This window comes from Wenyingzhuangia sp. IMCC45574 (assembly GCF_054182685.1).
Genome location: NZ_CM135169.1, coordinates 2,271,302 through 2,285,017, shown reverse-complemented (window position 1 = coordinate 2,285,017; position 13,716 = coordinate 2,271,302). Strand labels below are relative to the sequence as shown.

General features: G+C 35.5%; 12 protein-coding genes. 3 read left to right on the top strand and 9 right to left on the bottom strand.

Translation table 11 applies throughout. From position 1 onward, the window contains the following. The first annotated feature begins 16 nt into the window (after positions 1–16). From ACXHHC_RS09715 to ACXHHC_RS09705, 3 genes are all read left to right on the top strand, one after another. Positions 17–1,414 (top strand): amidase family protein, encoded by a 1,398-nt coding sequence (locus ACXHHC_RS09715; protein WP_458226176.1) that lies wholly within the window; start codon positions 17–19, stop codon positions 1,412–1,414. Beyond that, positions 1,414–4,755 carry a bifunctional amidotransferase subunit GatB/aspartate--tRNA ligase AspS gene (gene gatB/aspS, locus ACXHHC_RS09710; RefSeq protein WP_458226175.1) on the top strand — a complete coding sequence of 1,114 codons (3,342 nt, stop codon included), beginning with the start codon at positions 1,414–1,416 and terminating at the stop codon, positions 4,753–4,755. The genes ACXHHC_RS09715 and gatB/aspS overlap by 1 nt, the downstream gene beginning before the upstream one ends. Positions 4,756–4,877: 122 nt before the next feature. Beyond that, positions 4,878–5,366, top strand: a complete 489-nt coding sequence (locus tag ACXHHC_RS09705; protein ID WP_458226174.1) for a hypothetical protein — start codon at positions 4,878–4,880, stop codon at positions 5,364–5,366. Between the two features lie 17 nt (positions 5,367–5,383). Here ACXHHC_RS09705 and moeB read toward each other — a convergent pair whose 3' ends face one another. From moeB to thiC, 9 genes are all read right to left on the bottom strand, one after another. Continuing rightward, complete coding sequence (gene moeB / locus ACXHHC_RS09700) at positions 5,384–6,451, bottom strand: molybdopterin-synthase adenylyltransferase MoeB (protein WP_458226173.1); 1,068 nt, start codon at positions 6,449–6,451, stop codon at positions 5,384–5,386. Between the two features lie 77 nt (positions 6,452–6,528). After that, on the bottom strand, positions 6,529–7,638 hold the full coding sequence (gene thiH, locus ACXHHC_RS09695) for a 2-iminoacetate synthase ThiH (protein WP_458226172.1): 1,110 nt from the start codon (positions 7,636–7,638) through the stop codon (positions 6,529–6,531). A gap of 149 nt (positions 7,639–7,787) precedes the next feature. Further along, a complete protein-coding gene (locus ACXHHC_RS09690; RefSeq protein ID WP_458226171.1) occupies positions 7,788–8,555 on the bottom strand; it encodes a thiazole synthase in 768 nt (255 codons plus the stop codon). A gap of 95 nt (positions 8,556–8,650) precedes the next feature. Next, positions 8,651–9,058, bottom strand: a complete 408-nt coding sequence (locus ACXHHC_RS09685) for a DUF1801 domain-containing protein (protein ID WP_458226170.1) — start codon at positions 9,056–9,058, stop codon at positions 8,651–8,653. 11 nt (positions 9,059–9,069) lie between these two features. Next, a complete protein-coding gene (thiE, locus tag ACXHHC_RS09680; protein WP_458226169.1) occupies positions 9,070–9,717 on the bottom strand; it encodes a thiamine phosphate synthase in 648 nt (215 codons plus the stop codon). 65 nt (positions 9,718–9,782) lie between these two features. After that, positions 9,783–10,151 carry a four helix bundle protein gene (locus ACXHHC_RS09675; RefSeq protein WP_458226168.1) on the bottom strand — a complete coding sequence of 123 codons (369 nt, stop codon included), beginning with the start codon at positions 10,149–10,151 and terminating at the stop codon, positions 9,783–9,785. Continuing rightward, the gene (locus ACXHHC_RS09670) at positions 10,138–11,019 is read right to left on the bottom strand and encodes a hydroxymethylpyrimidine/phosphomethylpyrimidine kinase (protein ID WP_458226167.1); all 882 of its coding nucleotides are present in this window, start codon (positions 11,017–11,019) and stop codon (positions 10,138–10,140) included. Before ACXHHC_RS09670 ends, ACXHHC_RS09675 begins: the two co-directional genes overlap by 14 nt. A 96-nt stretch (positions 11,020–11,115) precedes the next feature. Beyond that, complete coding sequence (locus ACXHHC_RS09665) at positions 11,116–11,706, bottom strand: thiamine phosphate synthase (protein WP_458226166.1); 591 nt, start codon at positions 11,704–11,706, stop codon at positions 11,116–11,118. 68 nt (positions 11,707–11,774) lie between these two features. Next, positions 11,775–13,637, bottom strand: coding sequence for a phosphomethylpyrimidine synthase ThiC (gene thiC / locus ACXHHC_RS09660; protein ID WP_458226165.1), 1,863 nt, complete (start codon positions 13,635–13,637; stop codon positions 11,775–11,777). Positions 13,638–13,716: the final 79 nt, after the last annotated feature.

Here is a 13,716-nt window from a genome sequence, read left to right as displayed (position 1 = left end):
CTAAAGCACGAATGAAATGAGTCAAATTCAAAAAATACACAATCAGTTAGTAAACAAAGAAATTACTTGTACGGCTTTGGTACAAGAGAAATTAGGTTTGCTAAAAGAAAATAAATACAATTCAGTTAACACGGTTTTAGAAGACATGGCACTAGCTGCTGCTGCCAAAGTAGATGCTAAAATTGCCAACGGTGAAGAAATTGGATTGTTAGAGGGAATTCCGTTTGGAATTAAAGATGTATACATGGTACAAGGAACCTATACGTCTGCAAGTTCAGATTTGTTAAAACAATACAAATCGGCCTATACTGCTACTGCCATTCAGAAATTGTTAGATGCTGGTGCTATTCCAGTTGCCAAAGAAAACTGTGATTCGTTTGGTCATGGTTCTTCTTCTGAAAATACGGTGTTTGGAAGTGTTAAAAATGCGGTAGATACAAGTTTGGTAGCAGGTGGTTCATCAGGAGGTTCTGCGGTAAACGTTGCTGCAGATTATACGGTTTTTTCTATTGGAGGAGATACAGGAGGTTCTATTCGTCAGCCAGCAGGTTATAACCAAATTTATGGTTTAAAACCAACCTACGGACGAGTATCTCGTTACGGATTAATGGCTTATGCATCGTCTACAGATACCGTTGGACCCTTGGCAAAATCTATAGAAGATGTTGCTATTGTTATGAATGTAATTAGTGGTAAGGACGCTAAAGATCAAACTTCTGTTATGTCTACCGAGATTAAAGCTGAGGTGGTGGCTGCTAAACCAGAAGGTATAAAAGTAGGTTACTTTAAAAACTTTATAGAAAACGATGCAATTGATGCCAATGTTAAAGAAGATTTCTTAGCAACGGTTGAGAAGATTAAGGCAGAAGGATATGAAGTGCAGGAATTAGATTTCTTTAACGCAGATACGTTGGTTTCTACTTACTATACTTTAGCAATGGCAGAAACAGCATCGAACTTGTCTCGTTTGGATGGAACCAATTACGGAGATAGAGTAGAAGGGAATAGTTTAAAGGACACGTACATGATTACACGTTCTGAGAATTTTACAGAAGAGACCAAAAGAAGAATTGTAGGAGGAAATCAAGTATTGTCTCAAGGATTCTCCGATGCGATATACTTAAAAGGTCAGGAGTTAAGAAATGAGATAGAAACTGCTTTTGAAGAAGATTTTAAGAAAGTAGAGATCATTTTATCGCCTGTAACACCAGGACCTGTGCCTAAAATAGGAGAGGTGTTAAGCAATCCTCATGCCATGTATTTGTCGGATGCTTATACGGTAGGTTTTAGTTTGGGTCAATTACCAACCTTAACATGCCCGTTTGGAACAGAGACAGGAATTCAGATTACTGGAGCAAAAAATAAAGAACAAACAATTTTACAGTTTGCAAACTTCTTAAACCAAGTGCAATAATGGAATTAGATAGATTAAATGCTGCCATAGAGGAGCACGGAATAGAATTAGTAATTGGTTTAGAAACACACGTTCGTTTAAACACAAAATCAAAATTGTTTTGTGGATGTGCCAACGAAGAAAGCGAAGTTGCAAACGTAAATATTTGTCCGGTTTGTACGGGGCAAATGGGAGTGTTACCTGCTATAAACAAAGAGGCTTTAACAAAGGCTATTTACTTTGGTAAAGCGGTTAACTCGTCTTTTTCTAATGAAATTACATCTTGGGATCGTAAACACTACGAATACCCAGATAACCCAAAGAATATTCAGATTACACAGTTTCATAATCCAATTATTCCAGATGGAGAAGTGGCTTGTTATAGAAACGATGGATCTCAGTTTACCGTTCAGATAGAACAAGTACACGTAGAAGAAGATGCAGCGAAGTTGGTGCACGAGAAAACCATTTCTTTGGTAGATTTTAACAAAGCGGGAGTCCCGTTAATAGAGATTGTTACCAAGCCTTGTATTCGTAATATTGAGGATGCTTCAACATACGCTCAGTACGTACAACGTATTGTTCAGAACTTAGGAGTTTCGGAGGCGAACTTAGAAAAAGGTCAGTTTAAATCGGATGTTTCTGTTTCATTACGAATTAAAGGTACAGATGTTTTAAATCCTCGTACAGAAATCAAAAACTTAAACTCGTTTAAGTTTATGGTAGAGGCTTTAAAAGAAGAAATAGAAAAGCAATTAAACTACTTTATAGAGCACAAAGACTTTAGACCAGATCAAACAACAGTATTGTGGGATGAGGCTTTAAAACAAACAAAAACCATGCGTAAGAAAGAGTACGATGCCGATTATCGTTACATTTCTGAGCCAGATTTACCGTTTGTTGCTATCAAAGAGGTGGTAGATGCTATAAAGGTTGATAATAGTATTTTACCACATGCGGTAGAAACTATTTTAATTGATGGAAAAGTAAAACCACAGGATGCTAAGTTCTTTACTGCAGATGCGGTACGCTCTAAAACCGTAATGAGTTTGATTGATGCGATTGGAGATGTTGCTTTTGTGGCAAAAACATTGACCAATAACCTAAAAGCAGAGGACTACGATAAAATTGAGAATATTGAAGACTTAATCTATATTTTCAAGGAATTCAAAGCAGCAAAAGTGACCAATGTATTGGTGCAAAAAGCCATTGAAGGTTTATTAGCTGATGCTAAGTTTGACTACAAAAAGTACTTTGCAGATAATACCATTTCTACAGAACAGATTCAAGCTGCTGTAGATGCTGCAATTGCAGAAAACGAAGCCATTGCCAACGATATTAAAGGAGGTAACAAAGGAAAAGCAGGAGTTTTAGTTGGTAAAGTAATTGCGAAGATTGGTAAAGGAGCACCGGGGAACGTAATTCGTGAGATGATTATAGAGACCCTGTCGGGTAATACAAAGTCTCAAGTACAAAGTACAAAGTCTACAAGTGATGAACTTAATACTAAAGACTCTGGACTTAATACTAAAGAAGAGGAAGTATTACCAGAAATCCCGCTAATCGTAAAAGACACATACAGAACACATGTTGCAAAAGATGTAAATGAGAACAATGTTGGAGAGACTGTTGCTTTAAGTGGATGGGTAGCGAGTGTACGTGATCATGGAGAGTTAATTTTTATTGATTTACGTGATGCTTCTTACGAAGTGATTCAGGTTCGTTTAGAGCGTGAAACTTTCCCGAACTTAGATGAGTTGGTAAAGTTAAAGCCAGAGTCTGTAATTGCTGTAATAGGTAAGATTGTAGGACGTAATGAAGATGATTTTAATGCTGGGCTAAGAACAGGTAAGATTGAATTAGAAGCTACGGATTTAGATATTTTGAATCTATCGAGAACGTTACCTTTTGAAATTAAAAAAGCAATGCGTTCTAACGAAGCAGTTCGTTTTGAATACAAGTTCTTAGATCATAGAAATCAAGAAGTACGTAAAGCGGTTGTAAACCGTCATAAAGTAATAAAGTTATTGCGCGATATGTTAGATGAGGATGGTTTCTTAGAAGTAGAAACTCCAATTTTAACAGCAGGTACAGACGAAGGGGCAAGAGAGTTTATTGTGCCTTCTCGTAAAGAGCCAGGAGCGTTTTATACCTTACCACAAGCACCACAGCAGTTTAAGCAAATGTTGATGGTAGGAGGTTTTGACAAGTATTTCCAAATTGCACGTTGTTTCCGTGATGAAGATTCACGTGGAGACCGTCAGCCTGAGTTTACACAATTGGATATTGAGATGGCTTATGCTTCTATGCAAGACATTATCAATTTAAATACCGAAATGTTTAATACCATTGTAAAGAAAATTTATGGTAACAAATGGATTTTACGTCCGTTTGAAGTAATTACTTATAAAGAAGCGATGGACAAATATGGTTGTGATCGTCCAGATTTACGTTTTGGATTGCCAATGCAAGATATTACAGCCATTGTAAAAGATACTACGTTCCAAGTGTTCTCTAAACCTATTGATGAAGGGGGAATTGTAAAGTGTATTAAAGTTTCTGCAGAAGAACAAGGAGGAAAACGTATGTCTAAAGGACAGATTGAAAAGTTAACTTCTATAGCGCAACAACATGGTTTAGGAGGGTTGGCTTATATTTTTGTAAATGAGAACGATTTACAGTCTCCAATTATTAAGTTCCTAGGAGAAGAGATTGCTGCAAATATTATCAAAGCTGCAGATGCGAAAGTAGGAGATGTGGTATTCTTCTCGGCTGCAGATTACGCTACAGCAAACAAAGCTTTAGATGCCGTTCGTCAGGAGTTAGGAGCTATGTTACGATTGATCAATCCAAAGGAATTAAGACCTGCTTGGGTAGTAGATTTCCCTATGTTTGAGAAAACTGACGAGGGACGTTGGACGTTTACACATAACCCATTCTCTATGCCAGCTATTTATGATGTAGAAAAGCATATGAATGGGAAGGAAGATGAGATTGGAGCTATTATTGCACAGCAATACGATTTAATCTTAAATGGTTATGAAATTGGTGGAGGTTCTGTTCGTGCTCACAAACCAGAAATCTTAGAAGCAACCTATAAAAACATGGGTTACAATAAGGAAGAGATGTTAAAGAGTGTAGGAACTATGTATGAAGCTTTCCATTACGGAGCACCGCCACATGGAGGTATTGCATGGGGAGTAGATCGTTTAATGATGATTTTAGAGAAAAAGGCATCTATTAGAGAAGTTATGGCTTTTCCAAAGACAGGAAGCTCAGAAGATCTGTTGTTTAAGTCACCATCTAAGCTTTCTAACAAGAAAGTAGAAGAGATGAATGTAAAGGTTATTGCGAAAAAATAAATTGAAGAAAGATATTAATATAAGATTGTCTAATAAAAGAGGTAATTAGTGACAAAAAAATAAAAAATACCCCAGAACTAATATCGGATATAAATGGTCTAAAGAATAGTTATATTTGTTATATGAAAAAAATACTAGCCAAGTTTGGTTTAAAAGGCAGTTGGTCCTTTAGCGAAAATGGTGTTGAGGTCGTAAATTCCTCAGAGCAAAAGTGTGTAGTAACGTGGAGTAAAATAAACAGAATTGTCTTTGTAGATTATTTTGAGGAATACAGTGGTTATTTTTTAACAGATGATTTTTTATCAAAAAAATTATATGCTGATATAAAAATAGATTGTAGTAAGAATGAAGTAAGAATACGAACGGGGAGTTCTCCGGTGTTGAAGAAAAATATGACGAATGCATTTACTACAAAACACGGTACTACTTGTGTTAAACAAGCTGTTTTTGTAGAATATGTAAGTGATAAGGGTGAAAAATTATTATATGCAAATCATTTTAATTCTTCAAAAAAGACCAAAGAAATACAAGAGATAGAAAAGTTTATTGATATTTCTAAAATTACAAAAAAAACGAGAGTAGATGGGTTCAATCATCTAGCTTCATTATAAACAAAAAAGCTTCTAATTTAATTAGAAGCTTTTTTGTTTGATATACCACCATCTAAGGATTTGAAGGGTAAATTTAAATCTTTGATAAGTTTTGCACTTCTGTTACCAGACTCACAGTATAGTACTATTGGTGTTTTTGAGTTTAATAACAATGGATTGTTTCGGATGTCTTCTTCAGGTATGTGTTTTCCTCCTATGTGGTAAATTTCCCTTTCGGTAGAGGTTCTAATATCAATTAATTCAACTAGGTTTTTATGGAGTAAGTCTTTAAGCTCGTAATAGGTTACAGTATTGATGTCTGTTTCTTTATCTACACCACAGAAAAAATCATAGTCAATTAATTCGGTGACTTTAATAGCTTGGTTTTTATTGAATCCTAATACAAAATTCTGATTTGTAAGTGTGTTTATAGTGAGTAGTTTTCCGCTTAGGATATCTCCGACTTCACAAATTATTTTTACGACCTCGTTGGCTTGGTAACTTCCTACAATTCCTGGAAGAATTCCAAGTACGCCTATTTCTGAGCAAGAAGGTACTGAGCCAGATTTTGGAGGTTCAGGGTATAGGCATCTATACGTTGGTCCTTCTTTGTAATTAAATACAGAAACTTGTCCTTCAAATTTAAAAATAGATCCAAAAACTAAAGGTTTGTTTGTTAGTACGGCCGCATCGTTACATAAATAACGTGTTTGGAAATTGTCAGATCCATCAACAATAATGTCGTATTCGGAAAAAAGGAGTAAAGCGTTCTCCGTGTTTATAAAGAAGTCATGAATAGAGAATTTTACGTAAGGATTAAGCTGTTTAAGGCGATTGGCTGCACTACGAGCTTTAGATTTACCAATATCGTCAACAGTATATAAAATTTGACGTTGTAAGTTGGTTACATCCACCGTATCTCCGTCCACAATTCCTATAGTCCCAACACCAGCAGCGGTTAAATATTGTAGAATAGGACAGCCCAAACCACCAGCACCAATTACTAACACTTTAGCGGCTTTCAATTTTTCTTGTCCTTCTATACCTATTTCACTTAAAAGTAAGTGTCTACTGTATAGTGTTTTTTCGTTTTGATTTAATTTCACAAATACAAAGTATTGAGTACAAAGTACAAAGTATTGAGTAGCTACTGTTCTTAGTACTCATTACTTAATACTTAATACTAATTAAACGTTTCCCAATCTTTCCAAACGGGTTCTAGTCCTTGGTTAGATAGCATTAAAGCAATATCCTCTGTTGGTCTTTCATCAGAAATTTCAAATTGCTCCAAGGTTTGCGGGTCTACAGTGTAACCTCCGGGATTTGTTTTAGATTCTGCACTTATAGAAGTAATCCCTAAATGCACAATATTGTTTCTAAATTCTTCACTTTCACGAGTACTCATAGAAAGTTCTACATCTTCGTCCAACAACCTAAAAGCACAAATAGTTTGTACTAAGTGTTTGTCTGTCATTTCTACTTTTGGTTCTAAACCACCACTGTGAGGGCGTAACCTAGGAAAGGAGATAGAGTATTTTGTTTTCCAGTACGTTTTCTGTAGGTATTTTAAATGTAAGGCCACAAAAAAACTATCAGCCCTCCAATCTTCTAAACCAAATAAAGCTCCAATTCCAATTTTATGAACTCCAGCTTTACCCAATCTATCCGGAGTGTCTAAACGGTAGTTGAAATTAGATTTTTTACCCTTAGGATGATGTTTTTTGTATTCTGCTCTGTGGTATGTTTCCTGATAGACCAAAACAGCATATAGACCAGCCTCTCTTAATTCTTCATATTCATCTTGATCTAGTGGTTGTACCTCAATGGTAATGTTAGAGAATTGATTTTTAATCAATTCCATAGCATGTTTTATATAGGGAACTCCAACTGTTTTGTTGGCTTCTCCTGTTACCAATAAAATATGATCGTATCCTTTCTCTTTTAAAAACGCGACTTCTTTTAGAATTTCATCATCGGTTAAGGTTCTACGAGGAATCTTGTTGGTCATACTAAATCCACAATACGTACATATGTTCTGGCATTCGTTAGACAGGTACATAGGCACATACATCTGAATTGTGTTTCCAAAACGCTTTTTAGTGATGGCCATACTTTGTTGTGCCATCTGCTCTAGGTAAGGAGTGGCAGCAGGGGAAATTAAGGCTTTAAAATCCTCTAAATCTCTTTTGGTTTTGTTTAAAGCATGCGCTACATCTTGTGCTGTTTTAGCATTGATGCTTGAGAGGGTTTCGTCCCAGTTGTAGGTATCGAATATGTTTTGGAATGTTTTCATTGTTGTTGTTTTTTGAGGAGTTCAGAATTTAAGAAGTTAAAGCTCGTAAACGAGCAGGAGTTAAGAATCGTAATGATATTCTATACTCCTTAACTCCTGTTCCCAAAGGGAACTATAGCTTCTTAAATTCTGAACTCCTATATACATCGCTACTGTAAAAAACTGGTTAACGGACTACTCGCCTCTGCATGTTTTTTAATGGTTGCTAGTTTTGCATTGTAAGCCATTCTACCCGCTTCTACGGACATTTTAAATGCTTTGGCCATAGTTGTAGGGTTTTGCGAAACTGCAATGGCCGTGTTCACTAATACAGCATCTGCACCTAATTCCATTGCATACGCAGCATGAGAAGGTGCTCCAATACCAGCATCTACAATTACAGGTACATTACTTTGCTCTATAATGATTTCTAAAAAATCCATAGTTTTTAATCCTTTATTAGTTCCAATAGGAGCTCCTAAAGGCATAACGCACTGCGTTCCTACTTCTTCTAGTCTTTTACATAAAACAGGGTCTGCGTGAATATATGGCATTACTACAAAGCCTAATTTTACTAATTCTTCTGCAGCTTTTAATGTTTCTATAGGATCTGGTAATAAGTACTTAGGGTCTGGGTGAATTTCTAATTTAATCCAGTTGGTTTCTAACGCCTCTCTAGCTAATTGTGCAGCAAACACAGCTTCTTTTGCATCTCTTACACCAGAAGTATTGGGTAGTAGGTTAACGTGTGGTTGACTAATACTTTGTAGCATTTTGTCTTGTTCGTTGTCTACATCAACTCGTTTTAAAGCGACTGTTACCAATTCACTTTCTGAAGCTAGAATGGCATCGGCCATCAAGTCGTTAGAACTAAATTTTCCTGTTCCTGTAAATAATCTAGAGTTGAACTCTTTATCTGCGATTTTTAATGTGTCCATGTTTTTAAGTAGTTAAGAATTTAAGAATTTGAGGAGTGAAGGAGTTCGGATTTGTTACAATCCTTAACTCCTGCTCGGAAACGAGCTATACTACTTTACTTCTTAACTTCTAAAATTGTTCTTTGTATTATTTCTTTTAAAACTTGGGTGTCTACATCTGCTAATTTGTTAATGTATAAGCAGCCTACACCGGTTTTATGTTTTCCTAATTTGTCTAACAGGTCTTGACTTTTTTTGATGTCACAACCCATTAGATATAAGGAAATATTTGCTTTTCTGGGCGAGAAACCACAGGTGAACCAATTGTCTTCTATACCCGATTTTGTTTTGTAGCTGTACTGTCCAAATCCAATAATACTCTCTCCCCACATTACAGCTTTTTCCCCTGTTAGCTTTTCCATCATTTTTAAGATTTCGAAACTATCTTTGCGCTTTTGTTCTTTTTCAACAGTGTTGATAAAGTCCGTTACATTTGCATTGGTGGGTTGTGTTTTATTGGCCATTGTTTTAGAGGTTAGTTGCTAAAATTATACTTCTGCTCTTGTGAATTACCTGCTTGTAAAATTTTATTAATATTTCTAATCTGATTAAAATCTTTTGTAATTTCTCCAGACATCGCAATACCAGAAACTCCTGTGTTTAAGATGTCAGAAATATCATCTGCAGTTATACCACCAATGGCAATAATTGGAGTCTCGGTTTTTAACTCTTCAATAATTAATTGATAACCATTTAAACCTAATATTGGACTTAAATTATTTTTGGTGTTGGTAAATCTAAACGGGCCCAAACCAATATAATCCACTTCTTCTTGTATACGTTGTTGGCAGTCTTGTAGGGTGTTTGCCGTTCCTCCTATAATTTGCCAAGAGTATAATTCTTTTCTTGCAAGTGTTGGATTTGTGTCCGTTAATCCTAAATGAACACCGTCCGCTTTAATTTCTTTAGCTATTTTATAGTGGTCGTTTATAATTAATCTTGTCTGAAAATGATTGGTGATCTCTCTAGCTTCTTCAGCAGCTTTTAGAATCTTTTTATCAGATAGATTTTTTAAACGTAGTTGCACCAACTCAGCACCAGATTGACACGCTTGTTGTATGTTTTCTAGATGCTCTTTAGGGTTGCTTCCTTGTGATATATAGTGGAGTTTGTTGATGGTCATTTTTTAGGTATTGAGGATTGTAGAAGTTAAGAATTATAGAAGCTCAGTAGTTTAGAATTTAGAAATTATGAGTAATTTTTATTAGCAATAGTTCTACAATAAGCGTTCAACATTTTACTTACTTCATTTATTAAATCATTAAGTTTTTGAAATTGGTCAGTGTATTCTAAATCACGAGACAGTATCAAAAAGTATTTACACTCTTCTAACGAGGCTTGAGCGATATTATAAAAACGTAGTTTTTCCTTATTACTTAATCGCTTATAACCTTCTGCAATATTTGCTGTGATGGATACAGCTGCTCTTCGAAACTGTGATGTAAGTCCATAAATTTCTTCTTTTGGAAATAGCTTGGTAATTTTATAAACCGACAGCACAAATTCATGTCCTTTTTGCCAAACCAATAAATCTTCAAAACTTTTACTTTTCTCCATAAAAAATTGAGTTTAATGGGTTTTGGTTATCAAGCTCTTCTTTACTCTTAGACTCCTCAAATACTTCATTCCTAGAATTCTTAATTTCTGAACTTCTCATATTCTCCAATCCTTCAATTCTTATGTGCGTTCCCAACAAAGAATCATCCGAATTTAAAAAAGTTTCTACATACTGTTTAGTAGCTTTACACGCATCTTCTAGTTCTTGTGTTAAAGATAAATTACAAGCCAATGAAGAAGATAATACACATCCGCTACCATGTTTTTCTTTTATGGTTGTGGCAATTGGTGGAATATTTACCATTACAATTCCACTATGATACAATTCATCCCAACCTTTTTTATCTTTTCTATGTCCGCCTTTTAGATAGATGTTGGTGAGACTACTAATATGTTCAATGGTGTCTTCTATGTCTTTTTCGGGATACAACAATTGAATTTCATCATAATTTGGAGTGATGAAGTAACATTTTTTCCAAATTTTATCTAGTAAATCTTGACTTTCGGTAGTATGAAAATCAAAACCTGCTGTTGCTTTGATGATTGGATCTAAGACGATTTTAATATCAGGGTTTAAAGCATGTAGTTTGTCTAATAAAATAGACAATGTCTCCCAGGATTTGATGATGCCAATTTTAACAACTGGGATTTCAAAACGATCAAATAAAGTTTCTATTTGAGCAATAATTATAGCTTCTTCTATCCAAATACACGTTGCAAAATCAATATCATTCTGAACCGTGATTGCTGTACAAACCGAAAGTCCATAAAAACCGTGTGCTTCAAACGTTTTAATGTCTGAAGTAAGTCCGGCACCTCCGGATGGATCATGGCCAGCGATAGTCAATATGTATTTATGTTCTTTCATTTTTTATTTGTCAGTTTGAGTGTTTTATGAAACGTAGAGGAATAAAATGTATCGAAAACTTCTCGATACAAATTTCTTTCATTCCATTACAGAAATTTACTCGAAGTGACTGTTCATCAATTTAAAATCTTCAATAGGCAATTTGCTATTCCAAATCCCTCCTAAAACTCCAACTCCTTTGAAACCTAGTTTGTCAAATTCACCTAAATTCTCGGTAGTAACACCACCCATACCTACAATGGTTTTGTTGATATGATTGACATTAAAACCACGACCTTCATATCCTTGTTTAGAAATAGAAGAAAAAACAGGACTTAGTAAATGATAGTCAAATTCGAAATCACAATTTTCTAATTCTTCTGGTTCGTGAAAAGAACTACTGATGGTTTTACCATACATATTATTTAGTTTTACAAAATAATCACTAGGTGTGTCTAAACAATCTCTACGTTTCTGCTCTTGAAAATGAATTCCTTTTAAATGGTATTTGTTTATCAACTCATGAAAATAATGAACTACAATTCTGTTGTGATATTTTTGATCTATTTGATTTAAATAATCACAGTGTTCTTGGTAGTTCTTATGCGGTTTTCTGAAATGATAATATTCTAATCCTTCTTGAAATAACTTGTTGAGTATTTCAAGTTCGTTTGGGATGTCTGTTTCTGGTGCAATGAGTACAATCATGGAATTACGAATTAGGAATTACGAATGTTCAATTAATTCGCAATTGAACATTCGTAATTTGTAATTGACTAAAGATACACCTCCGATCCTTTGTCTTTAAACTCTTGAGATTTTTCTTCCATTCCTTTTTGTAATACTTCGTTTTCGTCAGAAATTTCGTTTTCGGCAGCAAAATCACGTACTTCCTGAGAAATTTTCATAGAACAGAATTTTGGTCCACACATAGAACAGAAGTGAGCCACTTTTGCTCCGTCTGCTGGTAATGTTTCATCGTGGTATTCTAATGCACGTTCTGGATCTAATCCTAAGTTGAATTGATCTTCCCAACGGAATTCAAAACGAGCCATACTTAGTGCGTTATCTCTGTGTTGAGAACCTGGGTGTCCTTTGGCTAAATCGGCAGCATGTGCCGCTAATTTATAAGTAACCACACCTACACGTACATCTTCTTTGTTTGGCAACCCTAAGTGTTCTTTTGGCGTTACGTAACATAACATAGCACATCCGTACCAACCAATCATAGCAGCACCAATACCAGAAGTAATGTGGTCGTAACCTGGAGCAATATCAGTTGTTAAAGGTCCTAATGTATAGAAAGGAGCTTCGTCACAAACTTCAATTTGCTTTTCCATGTTCTCTTTAATCATGTGCATTGGCACGTGACCCGGTCCTTCAATAAAACATTGTACTTCGTGCTTACGAGCAATTTGAGTTAATTCTCCTAAAGTTTCTAATTCTGCAAACTGAGCTTCATCATTGGCATCGGCAACCGAACCTGGACGTAATCCATCTCCTAAAGAAAAGGCAACATCGTAAGATTTTAAGATTTCACAAATTTCCTCAAAATGCGTATATAAGAAACTTTCTTTGTGGTGAGCTAAACACCATTTTGCCATGATAGATCCTCCACGAGATACAATTCCGGTAACACGTTTGGCAGTCATAGGTACGTAACGTAACAATACTCCGGCGTGAATAGTAAAGTAATCTACTCCTTGCTCTGCTTGCTCAATTAACGTATCACGGAAAATTTCCCATGTTAAGTCTTCGGCAACACCGTTTACTTTTTCTAACGCTTGATAAATAGGTACGGTACCAATTGGCACTGGAGAGTTACGTACAATCCACTCACGAGTTTCGTGAATATTTTGTCCTGTAGATAAATCCATAATGTTATCTGCTCCCCAACGACAAGCCCATACTGCTTTTTCAACCTCTTCTTCAATAGACGATGTAGTAGCGGAGTTACCAATGTTTGCGTTTATTTTTACTAAGAAGTTTCTACCTAAAATCATAGGTTCTGCTTCTGGGTGGTTAATGTTGGATGGTATTACTGCACGACCTCTAGCAACTTCTTCACGTACAAATTCAGGGGTGATTTTTGCAGGAATAGAAGCTCCAAAATGTTCTCCTGGATGTTGCTTTCTAATTTCTGTCATTTCATCAATACGCTGATTTTCACGAATTGCAATGTATTCCATTTCTGGAGTAATAATTCCTTTTTTAGCGTAGTGTAACTGTGTTACGTTTTGTCCTTTTTTAGCACGTTTTGGTTTGTGTTTTAAATCAAAACGCATGTGGTCTAAACTTTTGTCGTTTAAACGCTCATTACAATATTCAGAAGAAAAAGAATCTAACTCTTCTACATCTCCACGATCTAAAATCCACTGCTCTCTAATTCTTTCGATACCGTTGTGTACGTTGATTTCTTTGTTAGGATCTGTATAAGGTCCAGAAGTATCATAAACAGTAACAGGTTCATTAGGTGTTAATTTACCTGTCATAGAATCTTTGGTGTCGCTCAGGCTAATTTCACGCATTGCCACATTAATCTGTGGGTGAATTTTACCTTGTACGTAAATCTTTTTTGAATTAGGAAATGGCTTTCTTGTAATTTGTCCTTCCTTTGGTGCAGTGTCTTTGTTTTTCATCTCTGTGTAGTATTAAGTACTAAGTACTGAGTACCGAGTACATTGGTGTTCGTGTTATATTTTTATGAGAGTTTCTCAG

Coding starts and splice junctions, on each gene's coding strand:
- ACXHHC_RS09670 (WP_458226167.1), bottom strand. CDS start 11,019: ATGAAAGAACATAAATACATATTGACTATCGCTGGCCATGATCCATCC.
- thiE (WP_458226169.1), bottom strand. CDS start 9,717: ATGACCATCAACAAACTCCACTATATATCACAAGGAAGCAACCCTAAA.
- gatB/aspS (WP_458226175.1), top strand. CDS start 1,414: ATGGAATTAGATAGATTAAATGCTGCCATAGAGGAGCACGGAATAGAA.
- thiH (WP_458226172.1), bottom strand. CDS start 7,638: ATGAAAACATTCCAAAACATATTCGATACCTACAACTGGGACGAAACC.
- ACXHHC_RS09685 (WP_458226170.1), bottom strand. CDS start 9,058: ATGGCCAATAAAACACAACCCACCAATGCAAATGTAACGGACTTTATC.
- ACXHHC_RS09665 (WP_458226166.1), bottom strand. CDS start 11,706: ATGATTGTACTCATTGCACCAGAAACAGACATCCCAAACGAACTTGAA.
- ACXHHC_RS09690 (WP_458226171.1), bottom strand. CDS start 8,555: ATGGACACATTAAAAATCGCAGATAAAGAGTTCAACTCTAGATTATTT.
- ACXHHC_RS09675 (WP_458226168.1), bottom strand. CDS start 10,151: ATGGAGAAAAGTAAAAGTTTTGAAGATTTATTGGTTTGGCAAAAAGGA.
- thiC (WP_458226165.1), bottom strand. CDS start 13,637: ATGAAAAACAAAGACACTGCACCAAAGGAAGGACAAATTACAAGAAAG.
- ACXHHC_RS09705 (WP_458226174.1), top strand. CDS start 4,878: ATGAAAAAAATACTAGCCAAGTTTGGTTTAAAAGGCAGTTGGTCCTTT.
- ACXHHC_RS09715 (WP_458226176.1), top strand. CDS start 17: ATGAGTCAAATTCAAAAAATACACAATCAGTTAGTAAACAAAGAAATT.